This is a genomic window from Nostoc sp. (assembly GCF_036919895.1).
In the GTDB taxonomy this organism is placed as follows: domain Bacteria; phylum Cyanobacteriota; class Cyanobacteriia; order Cyanobacteriales; family Nostocaceae; genus Nostoc.
The window spans coordinates 95,055-107,823 of sequence record NZ_JBALBW010000037.1 but is presented as its reverse complement, the minus strand read 5'-3'; the positions used below and the strand labels follow the sequence as shown (position 1 = coordinate 107,823).

Annotated in this window: 6 protein-coding genes and 2 pseudogenes; 1 reads left to right on the top strand and 7 read right to left on the bottom strand. The window is 39.1% G+C overall.

Going from position 1 to position 12,769, the window contains the following annotated elements; all coding sequences use genetic code 11:
- The first annotated feature begins 35 nt into the window (after positions 1 to 35).
- Positions 36 to 452: an ATP-binding protein gene (locus V7K55_RS07045; protein ID WP_334829573.1), complete on the top strand. Its 417-nt coding sequence runs from the start codon at positions 36 to 38 to the stop codon at positions 450 to 452.
- A gap of 14 nt (positions 453 to 466) precedes the next feature.
- Here the strand turns inward: V7K55_RS07045 and V7K55_RS27475 are convergent.
- From V7K55_RS27475 to V7K55_RS07015, 7 genes and pseudogenes are all read right to left on the bottom strand, one after another.
- Positions 467 to 1,723, bottom strand: a pseudogene (locus V7K55_RS27475) (ATP-binding protein); the annotation flags it as partial.
- Positions 1,724 to 1,873: 150 nt separating this feature from the next.
- Positions 1,874 to 2,515: pseudogene (locus tag V7K55_RS27470) on the bottom strand (histidine kinase dimerization/phospho-acceptor domain-containing protein); the annotation flags it as partial.
- Positions 2,516 to 2,870: 355 nt separating this feature from the next.
- Complete coding sequence (locus tag V7K55_RS07035; RefSeq protein WP_334829569.1) at positions 2,871 to 3,395, bottom strand: Rab family GTPase; 525 nt, start codon at positions 3,393 to 3,395, stop codon at positions 2,871 to 2,873.
- Positions 3,396 to 3,442: 47 nt separating this feature from the next.
- The gene (locus V7K55_RS07030) at positions 3,443 to 5,644 is read right to left on the bottom strand and encodes an OmpA family protein (RefSeq protein WP_334829567.1); all 2,202 of its coding nucleotides are present in this window, start codon (positions 5,642 to 5,644) and stop codon (positions 3,443 to 3,445) included.
- Between the two features lie 87 nt (positions 5,645 to 5,731).
- Entirely contained in the window at positions 5,732 to 6,388 is a 657-nt protein-coding gene (locus V7K55_RS07025; RefSeq protein ID WP_334829565.1) for a hypothetical protein, read from the bottom strand.
- A 259-nt stretch (positions 6,389 to 6,647) separates the two neighbouring features.
- Positions 6,648 to 11,360 carry a response regulator gene (locus tag V7K55_RS07020; protein WP_334829563.1) on the bottom strand — a complete coding sequence of 1,571 codons (4,713 nt, stop codon included), beginning with the start codon at positions 11,358 to 11,360 and terminating at the stop codon, positions 6,648 to 6,650.
- A gap of 72 nt (positions 11,361 to 11,432) precedes the next feature.
- A complete protein-coding gene (locus V7K55_RS07015) occupies positions 11,433 to 12,662 on the bottom strand; it encodes a hypothetical protein (RefSeq protein WP_334829561.1) in 1,230 nt (409 codons plus the stop codon).
- Positions 12,663 to 12,769 lie beyond the last annotated feature (107 nt).

Genomic DNA, 12,769 nt, shown 5'->3' with positions numbered 1-12,769 from the left:
ATATGATAATTTCAAAATATTTTTTTGGTTAAGAAGTGAAAAACAAAATTTATCTAAAAATCAATACAGACCTGACAGCTTCGCCTCAAGTGTTAGCTTGGTTTGAGCAAATAAATCAACCACCTATTGCCGATAGACAAATTTGGTGGCAATGTCAAACACTGATGATGGAAGGTTTTACTAATATTGTTGAACACGCACACAAAAATTTACCTCTTGAAACTCCTATTGAGATCGAAGCTGTGCGGTTAAATGAATTTATAGAAATTCGCATTTGGTCTAAAGGTGAACCCTTTGACTTAGAGCAGCAATTGCAACAAACATCTGAATTTGAGGAAAATGAGCAAGAGCGAGGGCGGGGTTTAAAAATTATGTCCGCCATTGCCGACAAATTGATTTATGAGCCGACGGTAGATAATCGTTACTGTTTATTTATTAGTAAATCTTACTAAAGTTATAACAGTAATTAGGAGTTAGGAGTGCTGATTAAAAATTCTTGGATGCGTTTCACGAACTCTTCTAAGCCTAAAATTAAGTTATTAGTACCTCGATCCTCTTGGTTATAAGCTAGTTGTTCTAGTTTTTCTGCTAACAGATGCATCGTTATAGCTCCAATATTGACACTAGCACCTTTAATTTGATGTGATTGAAGCGCTATTTGGTCAAAATCATGAGATGCGATCGCTATTTTAACTGCCTCTAGACGAGGTTGAATATCTTCAATAAATATTTGCAGTAGTTCTAATTCAAATTCTGGGTTGTTTTCTGAGAGTTGATGCAAGCGTTCCCAATCAATTGGGAGGTCAACTGAACCTATATTTGTTGTAGAAACTGTCCGATCTAAGACTTCTATTTCTTCTACTCTGAATATCATCCTTGCCCAATGATCTAGAGTCGCCGCTAATTTTTCTTTCATTACTGGCTTGCTCAAATAGTCATCCATTCCTGCATCTAGGCACATTTGTTGGTCTTCTTTCATCGCATTAGCTGTCATCGCAACTACCACAGGACGACGACCGCTAGCAAAGTTACTTTCTTGCCAACGAAGAATTTGTTTTGTGGTTTCTAATCCGTCGAGAATTGGCATTTGGCAATCCATTAGAATTAAATCGTAAGGAATTTTTTCTAAAAGATGCAACGCTTCTTTGCCATTATTTGCAACATCAGCACTATAACCCAGGCTTTGGAGTTGCTTCAAGGCTATTTTCTGATTCACCAAATTATCCTCAGTTAAGAGAATTCTTAATTTAGGCAAGTCAGAAGGACGATAATCACAGTTATTTTCAGAATTTCTCACTTGTAACTCCTGTACTGACGCAAGGACTTGCGCCCCTGCTGACTCCTCTGGAATAACAGAAGCGGCAATTGTAAAGTAAAATGTGCTGCCTGTATTGAGTTCACTTTCAACCCAAATTCTGCCGCCCATTAGCTCGCACAGTTGCTTGCAGATAGCAAGACCTAACCCAGTACCGCCATACTGTCGAGTAATAGAGGAGTTTACTTGGCTGAAGGCTTTAAATAAACGTTCCACGCGATCGCTCGGAATACCGATGCCTGTATCTTTAATATTAAACTGGATCTCGTCAGTATTTGTAGCAGAAGAACGATTAATATCTTTATTATTGCGGATAATAATTGAAACTTCTATACTTCCAGTTTGGGTAAATTTAATAGCATTACTGAGTAAATTTATCAAAACTTGGCGTAGTCGGGTGATATCTCCCACAATCGTAGTAGGAAGTTTAAGAGTATCTAAAAATGTAATTTTTAAACCTTTTTCTCTAGCTTGAGGCGCAAGCAAATAAAAAGCTTCATTAATGCAACTTTGCAGAATAAAAGGTTCCTCTTCTAGTTCCAAATGACCCGATTGTACTTTAGAGAAATCAAGAAAATCGTTAATAATTTTGAGTAAGGAATTTCCACTGCTATAAATGATTTCAACAAAGTCTTTTTGCTGACCAATCAATCCACAATCTAGTAACAAACTGGCCATCCCAATTACCGATGCGATCGGAGTCCGAACTTCATGGCTAATCATTGCTAAGAATTCTTGTTTAGCAAGTTCTGCCTGTTTGCGTTCAGTCATGTCTCGCAAAATGTAAACATAGCCTTGAAAATGCTCAACTTCTGTCTTAACAATTGAGTAGGAAAAAGCTACAGAAATTGTTTTTTTACTTTTGGTATAACAAACAGTTTCTACCTCTTTTAGTAAAGAATTTTGGTCTGGATTTAGGAATGTATCAATATTTTCAATATTTCCTATCTCTAATTTATAGCTATCGACTTCTCTAATAACTTTGGTGATCGGTTGACCGATGAGTTCTATTTCGTCATATTCTAACAATACTTGTGCAGCTAGATTCAGTTTTTTTATCTTTCCTGACAGTGTTGTTACCAACAATGCATCTGCCATTGATGTCACAATTTGGTCAATATATTGTTTAGAAGCCTTTAAATTACGTAATAAAAGATTTGCTTCATTTGCACCTTGAAATAAAGATTGCTCAAGAATCATCCTTTCTGTCGAATCTTCTACAATAATGATGAGGGGATTGATAGAAGAATTTTCTTGTATATTCTTAGTAATACGAATATCAATATATAAAGGAGAAGCCGCATCTTGTGAGCGCATAATTCCCTTTAATTCAAAGTTATCTTGCTCGCCATGTCGAATTGCATCAAAAATATCTTCAAGTCCCTCTAATTCGGGAAACGCAATCCGAACATCCTCACCTTGCTTGACTTCATCAGGAATGTTGGCCAAATGATTTAGTCCAACAGATATTTCTACAATTTTCAGGTCTTCATCAAGTATCAAATATTCAATCTTGCATACAGATAATATATTTGTCAACAATGAGTTCATTTTACTAAATTAAACGATGGGCTAAGGTTCTAAATATCTCATCAACATTATTGCCAGTTTTAGCTGAAGTTATATATGTGTCTAATATATTAATTTGATTTGTAAATTGATACATTTCACGGATGTTTTCTAAGTATTCACTCGCAATCATATCTGATTTATTCAGTGCAACAACAATATAGCTTTTAGGATTAACAGCTAAAAAAGTTTGAATATGTTCCCCTATATGATTGAGTGTTTCTGGTTGTGTAACATCACCAACTATCACAGCACCTTTAGAACCTTGAAAATAGTTTTGAGCAACTGCCTTAAACTTATTACTGCCTTCAATATCCCAAATTAGCAACTGTAAATTTTGCCCATCATGCAGGTATTTTGTAGAAACATTAACTAATTTGCGAGAAATTTTCACCCCTACAGTTGAAAGATATTCATCGCTAAATTGACATTCTACAAATTTGCGAATTAGACTAGTTTTGCCAACCCCAAAATCACCAAATAAGCAGATTTTTTTAGAGATTGTAGACATAATTGAATAAACGTAGGTAGGATAATATAAATCAGAGCTATTTTAACTTAAAATTGCTTGTTTATCGCTTCTAGAACTACACAACGGCTTAACCATAAGGGATGAGTTGGATCAATTACTGGTGGTAAACTTGTGCTACCAATAACCTGTAGACGAGATGGCTCGATACCTAATTTAATCAGTGCTTGTTGTACAGCTTTTGCTCGCGTAAGTGCCAAATTTTGAGATGTGTTTGTACCAGTATGGTCATAACTATAACCAATAATTTTTAAATGTTGATTTGGGTGCTGATTGAGGAAAGATTTGACCTGTTGAACCTTATACCCTAAATTCGTTTTGATTAAATTTGCTGAGTCGGGTTGAAAATAAAATCGAACTTCAATCCGCAGAGGTTCTACTTGCACCGCACTAGATACAAATTTTACGCCTGGAATTTGCTCAAATGCATGAGCAATAATCTGAGCATCTGCAATCTGATTGACAGTACCTTCGACAACCACTTTACCAGCACTGTATTGAGCGGAAATAGCTGTACCATTCGTCTGATTTAAAACTGTTGTAACTCGTTTAACTTCAGCAGCAGCTAATACAGGATCTGCTGGTACTTCTACTAATAAAATTTGATTGTCAATCAACCAATGGAGGGAAGTTGCTTTAACAATTTGCTCGGCTTTCTGGCGAAGGAATTGATTAGGTAATAGTCCTGTTAATTTTAATTTATTGTGTTCCACCTGCACGTTGAGCCGATATACGGCTAGTTCTGGAACAGAAGTTAGAGCCAACGAAGTTTTACTTTCAATAGAACGGATGACTCCACTATGGTGTTGCCAAATGCCCCAAGGAATGAGAATAGTGCTGATAACTGTTAAACCTAATATTACTAACGGTGATAATTGATTGGTTTTCTTTTTCGGCGGAATATCTGTACCTTTAAGTTCTTTTAAAACTGTATGAATTTCAATAGGAATTGTATCTCGATCGCCGTCAAATTGTTCAATTAAATTACCATGCTTTTTAACTATTTGACTAAAAGTTTGCCGCATTTTTAGAATAAAGCTTTTGCTAGTGTCTCCTTGCACAACGATCGCTAAATAACAATATCCGGCAACTTCTAAAATTATTTTTGATGTACCGTATTCAATTGCGTCTAATTCTGTTATGGTTCCAGATTGATTGATGCAATCATTGGCAAAGCTGCGAATCGCCGTCAGCATTCCTGCTACCATGTCAGCCTCTAGCTGCTGTGCATCAGAGCGCTGAATGTCTGAGATAACTAAACCAGATGTTTTATGAATCAAAAAAATTGCTTTAATTGTAAATGGGAGAGCTTCTTTAAGAATTAATTCTGCTTCGGAAACTCCCTGTAATTTGGCACGAATTTTACGTTTTATCCCTTCAACACTAAGGGTTTCTTCAACTTGTCGGTTAATTGCACGGATTGTCTCTGCCATATATTTGGCTATCGTACTACCAATAATTGGGTAGAGTGCATCCACAACAATATTCTGTTCAATTTCAATTTGCTTTTTTATGGCTCGTCCCATTGCAGGAGCGATCGCATCTGAAACTTCTTCTGGAGCAACAATAATCTGCTGAGTAATAGCTAGGGGAATTGAAGGTGCGATCGCTTGACTCATGCTAATTTTATCCTGTTCAGTGCGACTGCGGATAGTTTGATCGATAATCGGGGCAATTATCTGTACAATTTCCTCTCTAGACTCTGCAATCTTCAGCCTTAAAAGCTCAGAAATACATGGAAGGAGTAGATTTATTAGCTCTTTAGGTTCGTAAATTTGATTCTCTAATTTTATTAAATTTTGTTCAAACTTAGCTACAATACTATTTGTTTGTGATAATTCATCTCCGACTAATATATCTTTTAACTTTTGCAATGCATCATCTGAATTATCTGTATTTTCCTCAAAAGTTGCAAATAGCTCAATAGACTTCTCTAATTCGTCTTCGACAACTTTTGCAGAATTAGGTGCATTCTGACGAAAATTAAAAGTCGATTCTAAATAAGCCTCACATATTTCTATTGTCACTGGAGTGAGTTGCAATGCTTCAAATTTTGTTGTAGTCAGATTCTCATCACCACGATCGGTTTCAGATGAAAATGAAGAAAAAGATTGCTCAGGTGGTTCGATAATTTTGAGTTCGACAAGTAGATGCACTAAATTGTCAATTTGTATAGCTTCTTCCGGCTTTAACTCAACAGATTGAGAAATTGAATTTTCCACCTGAGTCATATCAGTAAGTTTTGTCTTTAAAAGTGCTGAGTTGAGAGTTAGGAGTGAAGAATTATCTCTTTAATCTTTTTTTGCCTATTGAGTGGATTACGAATGTATTTCTGCTGTATTGTTAGAGTGAGTTGACACTTTTGACAACTTTGTAGTTTCTAGAAGCGGTACAGCAGTATAGTTGTCGTTGTGTTCATCGGCTGCTTCTCGTAATTTAGGAATAAATTCAGTTTCTTTTAGGCGCATTCCCAAGGCAAACAAAGTTTCAGCCATATCGTCCTTAGAAACTTTAGTGTCTGTTAACTGCGAGAAGCGTCGATCTATTTCTTCTAAAATCAGATCCCGTAATGCTGTGACATCATCTTGTAAATGGACTTTAGTTTGAAAGATTTCATCTCGAATTGAGTTAGTTTGGTTATCTAATGTTTCATCAAGGGACTGAACACTGCTAGAGAACTTTTTATTGAGTCTATCAACTTGTTGCCGTAAGTCAAGAGTTTCTTCTTGAGTTGTCAGGTTGAGTGACTTCAGCTTTTTATCCAGCGCCTCAAACCCTGCTTTTAGTTCAGCCGAAAAGTTAGACTTGAGTTGTTCGACATGCAATCGCATTTGTTGTTGCAACAGAGATATGTCTGACTCCAGCTTGCTAAATCGATTTTCGTACTCTCTTAGCTGTGTTCCCAAAATAATATCGCGGATCTGATCGATATTGCCAAGCCGTTCTCGTACATCGTCTTTACTCATCTGACTCATCAGAAAAACCTCACTTTTCGGGAATTTATTGGGGATAGGAGGGATGAATTGAACTGACATTTAGGCTAAAGGTTCTCAGCATAAGATGCAGCTAACTCACCAAACCTACTTTTGGTACATCAAAGTTATTGTTCCCAATTATTCACAAGTTCTATCTTAAAAATAGGAAATGGGTAATGAGAAATTTATAATAAGCATTTTTCATGCTTACTCATAGAGAAATATCACTTTTGATAAGTTAATAAATATTATTAAATTCTCAGGCTTTTGGGTTGTTATCTTCACCGCTCAAAAATTCTTGGATACGTTTCACAAACTCTTCTAATTCCGAGATTAAGTTAGTACTACCTCGACGCTCTTGATTGTAAGATAATTGTTCTAGTTTTTCTGCTGCCAGATGCATAGCTGTAGCTCCAACATTAGCGCTAGCACCTTTTATTTGATGGGCTTCTTGCGCTATCTGGTCAAAATTATGAGTTGCGATCGCTATTTTAATTAGCTCTAGTCGAGGTTGAATATCTTCAACGAATATTTGCAGTAGTTCTAATTCAAATTCTGGGTTATTTTCTGAGAGTTGATGCAAACGTTCCCAATCAATTGGGAGGTGAACTGAACCTACATCTGTTGGAGAAACTGTCTGCTCCAAGGTATCTGTTTCCTTTTCCATGAATATCAGACTTCCCCAACGCCGTAACACCGCCGCCAATTTTTCTTTGATTACTGGCTTGCTCAGATAGTCGTCCATTCCTGCGTCTAGACACATTTGTTGGTCTTCTTTCATGGCATTCGCTGTCATCGCAATTACTAGAGGACGACGACCACTAACAAACCTGCTTTCTTGCCAACAATGAATTTCTTTTGTGGTTTCTAACCCGTCGAGAACTGGCATTTGGCAATCCATCAGAATTAAATCGTAGGGGATTCTTTCTAATAACTGTAAAACTTCTTTCCCATTACCAGCAACATCAGCGCTATAACCCAGGCTTTGGAGTTGCTTCAAGGCAACTTTCTGATTCACCAGATTATCTTCAGCTAAGAGAATTCTTAATTTATGGGAATCATAAGTCGGAAGGCGGCAGCTAGGAGAATGATTGTTGCTGTCGTTTTCGTAATTTTTCAGTTTTAACTTCTCACCCCTCAATTCTGATTCCTCTTGTTCCAACTGCGTTCCTAAAATAGTCATGATGGTATCGAGGAGTCGGGACGGCTTAACAGGTTTGACCAAATAAGCTGCAAATCCTATTTTTAGCGCTCGTTGGATTTCATCGCGTTGATTAGTAGAAGTAAGCATAATCATCGGTAGCCCCGCGATCGCTGAATTTGCCTTAATTTGTTCTCCCAAGGTCAGACCATCTATTTCTGGCATCTGCATATCAATCACAGCAATGTCATAAAGATTTTTTTGTTTGGCAGCCTCCTGAATAGCAATGAGTGCAATACTAGCCGAAGCAGCCTGATCTACCAACATCCCCCAACGGGTAGCTTGATGGTAGATGATTTTGCGATTAGTGGCATTGTCATCCACCACTAACAAGCGCCGATTAGTCAGAAGTTCGCGATCGCCCTTGGTGTTGTCGCTTTCTGTGGGAATCGGGTTAAGTTGTTGGGCGAGAGTTACTTCAAACCAAAATTTAGATCCTTTCCCCAACCGACTTTCTACGCCAATTTCTCCTCCCATCAAGCTTACTAGTTGCTTGCAGATAGCTAATCCCAAACCTGTGCCGCCATATTTACGGGTGATGGAAGCATCTACTTGGGTAAATGGGGTAAAGAGTTTGGATTGGTCTTCAGGGGTAATGCCAAGACCGGTATCTGTAATGGAAAAATAAATGGTGGCTGTAGTAGAAGTTTGCGATCGCAATTCCGCTCGGACTACTACCTCTCCATTGCTGGTAAACTTGATCCCATTGCCGATCAGGTTCATGAGAATTTGCCGTAAGCGGCCGGCATCGCCTTGGAGTTGGGTGGGAACGTTAGGATAGATTAACGCAGCAATTTCTAATCCCTTGTTATGGGCTGGGGGAGCCAATAATTCCAATACCTCTTCCACACAGGTAGATAAGTCGAAATCTAGAGTTTCGAGTGCCATTTCCCCAGCTTCAAGCTTGGACAGATCCAAAATTTCGTTGATTAGACTTAAAAGAGCATCTCCACTAATGCGAATTGTTTCGATAAAATCCTGTTGCTCCGCATTTAGGGGAGTTTCTAACATTAAGCCTGTCATCCCCAACACAGCATTCATCGGAGTCCGAATTTCATGACTCATGTTCGCCAAAAAGGCACTTTTGGTTTTAGAAGCTAATTCAGCTTGATGACGGGCAACTTCGAGTTCTTTTCGCTGTTGAGTTTCTGCATATAACATTTGGCCTTGGGCTAAGGCAATGCCTACTTGATCGGCTATTTGCCGTAAAAGATGAGTTTCAAAGCTAGACCATTGGCGAGAACTGCCGCATTGATGGACAATCAGCAAACCGCAGAGTTCTTCTTTGACAAGAATGGGTATAACCAAATTGGATTTGACCCCAAATTGTTCTAGTAATTCTATATGCCTTTTTTGGACTTCGACTATATCTAAGTCAGCAAGACCCTTACCCCTTTTTTGTCGATACTGCTGTAAATAGTACTGCTGTGCATATTCCGCTTGAAAGTAAGCATCAGTGAGCTTTTTCTCTTTAATTGCCAGCCAGCCAGAAAGTACTGCCTCAACCACAGTGCTTTCAGATCCATCTGCCAAGGGTTGATAAATCAAAACTCGATCGCTATGGAGAATTTTTTGGACTTCCCTAACACTGATTTGGAGAATTTCTTTGATTTGCAAAGACTGACGAATTTTGAGAGTGATTTCAGTAAATAGTTGCGATCGCAAATTTTGGCGTTGGAGTTCTTCTTCTGCCTGCTTGCGCTCAATAAACTGCCCTACTTGTTCGCCAATAGAATTCATCACTTTAGCCAAATCTGGGTCGGGTTGCTGAATTTCATGGCTAAAGCAGGTAATGACACCAAGAATGTTTTTACCACTAAAGATCGGAAAACCAAAAGCCCCGTGCAGTTCTGCTTGGGCAGCAATTTGAGAGCGGATGAAATCGTTATCTTTAACTACATCAACGATCCAAACAGGTTCAGCACTCGCCCAGACCCGACCAGGTAAGCCAATTCCTGGTGCAAAGGTGGTCTGCTGACTAAGGATTTCAAATTCTTGCATCTTGGAAGATAGTTTATACCAAGAATTTAGTAAATATAGTATATTTACTCGCTGATCTACCATCCAAATTTCACTGAAATCCCATCCCAAACTCTCGCAGATTCCTTGCAAGATTTGGGGCATGGCTTCGTTGATTGTAGTTGACTCTGCTAGGACACGGGTTGTAGAATACTGGGCTTTAAGATGCTGTTCTGCTCGTTTGCGTAAGCGAAGCTCGTCGGAGACATCGCTAACGTCAATACCTGTGCCAACAATGTATTCAATACTACCATTTTCGTCTTGCAAAATAGCGTTAGCCCATGAAATCAGCCGCCGACTGCCATCCTTTGCTACCCAATAGTTCTCATATTCTTTAAGTCTTTCACCAGTTCGCAACTGCTCAAAAACTGCTTTAACTGGTTCTACTTCTTCAGGAATTAGAAACAGGTTCCAGAAATGCCTTCCTCTCACCTCATCAAATGAGTAACCAGTTGTTTGTTCGCAAGCTTGATTGAAGCGAACGATTTGCCCTTGTGTATCCAGGACTATTACCAAAGCACTGGCTGTATCAAGGACTGCTGAGATAAAGTTGCGTTCTTGGTTTAGTCTTTCCTCTGCTAATTTACGTTCTTTTACCTCCCGATAAATGAAGTAGTAGACTATAGCCAGAATCAGAAAACTTAGGCAAATAGCGATCGCAAGTGTCAATACTGTGTTGTTTGCACTAGTTCTTGCAGCTTGTGATTGCTGTTGAAGCAACTTTTTATCCTCATTCTCTATCTTATTAATGACTTTGCGGATATCATCCATGAGATATTTCCCCCGATTTGTCTGGATTACCTGCAATGCGGCCTCAAATCCCTGATTTTGACGCAGGTATATAGTCTGCTTGAGGATGGCAAGCTTTGCAGCTATCAGAGATTCAAGGGTTGCAAACTGCTTTTCTTGGCTAGGTTTATCTGCGATTAAATTCTTCAGTTCGGCAATTTTTGGATCGATGTTTGCAACTACTGCTTGATAAGGTTCCAGATAAATTTCTTGTCCAGTCAGGATATAACCGCGTTGTCCAGTCTCCGCATCCTTCATCTCGGACAGTAATTCTTCCAGTTTATTGATTTTCCCTTGGGTTTTTTGTACCTGATTACTAGCATCAATCAATATACGTGTGTTTTGATAAGAAATCACGCCAATCAACATTAAAATTGCTGATGCTAACCCAAACCCTCCAGCCACTCTTTTAAAAAATTGTTTCCGTCCCTTCTGTGCCTGTTTGTGTGTATGATTCGCCAATACTAAACTTGCTAAATTGCGCCGCATTTCTAGTTGCTTGATTACTTGACGACCAATGATTCGCAATGCTTCAACCTGTTCTGGCAATAAGTTTCTTGGCACATGGTCAATTACACAAAGCGTTCCTAGTGCATATCCTTCTGGGTTAGTTAGTGGTACACCAGCATAAAACTGAACATTTGGATCGGAGGTGACTAGGGGATTTGTCGCAAACCTTTCGTCAAGTGTGGCATCAGGTACAATAAAAACTTCCGGTTGCAGAATAGCATGGGCGCAGAATGCCAAATCTCGCGGTGTTTCTAGGGCATCCAAACCAACCTTGGATTTGAACCACTGGCGATCGCTATCAACTAAACTGATTAAGGCAATAGGAGTTCCACAAATATATGAGGCGAGACGCGTGAGATCGTCAAAGGCCGCTTCCGAACGAGTATCGAGAATCTTATACTCCAAAAGAGATTCGATTCGCTGTGTTTCGTTATCAGGTAATGGTGCTTTCATTCTTAAGCCTTATCCCATTTTGGATTTTAGATTTTAGATTTTGGATTATTTATAGGTTTTGCCTCCTACCTCCTAAAATTTGACCCGCAACTGTCCTGTCACGGAATTACCACCATAAGCACTTCCCCCGGTTTCTTGATTTCGGACATTACTAAAGCTATAACCAAGGTCTGCCTCTATATTCGGTGAAACCTTTACCCTACAGCGCGTTTGATAGGTATTGGCGTTGTCAAAGTCTCCTTTAAGTCGCTGCTGTCCTAAGTTTGCAGCCAGGCGACAGCGTAAGAAATTAGCAATATCTCCTTCCCAAGCCACCTCACCGTTGTAAACTAGAAAATCAGGTGGGGAAAAATAGCCACTTGTGCGTTCTAAATCGCGATCAAAACTCCAACTAAATAAGTTAGCTGCCAGAGAAAATTGTCCAAACTTGCGCTCTAGCCGACTAAATGACTGCACCTCAGAATTACCATCGTTGTAACTACCCAAACGCAATGATGAAAAGAAACTGGTTTTACGGTCAATCTGCCAGTATAAATCAGGCCCAAATCGCCAAGCAGTAATTTGATTTTCTAAAGTTCGGGCATTGGATTTATAAGGCCCTTGTTCTAAATTACCTGATAGTACTACTGCCGAGAGCAATTGGCCAGATGACGAAACTTGCGGCGGCGAAATGGGAGCCTCCACCTTAGCATTCAGATTAATAGCTGTAGGTAAACGATTGAAGACATCGACTCCGGCTGCTGTTTGCAGAGTCACTTGCCCAATTTTTCCTTGCCATCCAACTTGCAAGGGGAAATTTGTAATTGATTCAACACCACGTTGCTCAAAGAAGTTAAAACCTGTCTTGAAAAATATTTTATTTCCATTACTCAATCGAAACTGAGCCGTTGGTTCAAAAAAGAAGTTGGTTTGGCCAAAGTTATCTGTCTCATAGCTATAGTCTGTATCAATGCTTTCCAAAACTGCATCCGGCGTTCTTGGTTCGGTGGAAGTTTTTGGTGGGCTAGAATTCTGGGGTGGTTCCGGTAACGCTGGCGGTAATTGCAAATCAGGATTGAAGTTTTCGGGTGCCGCCATCAAAATAGGTTTTGGCTCAGGATTTATTTTGGTGACTCCCTCAGTCAATTCTAAAGGTGATTTCCAGGTTTGATCTGCTTGGGCAGCTTGTAACTTAGCTGCTGAGAATGTCCAAATCCCTACGCTACAGATTACTCCCAATTGAACCTGTAGGCATCTCCAAATCAACCCATTGTAAGACCTATGTCGAGAAATAAAGAGATAAAGTATAAAACTATCTGCCATTGATCGATACTATAGTCGTAAATAAAAAACTTGCTGCCAAAGAGTTTCTGGCTGCTAGCTGATGTATTAGGCTTGGGATTATGATGCCCAAAATAGATGCTTGTTAA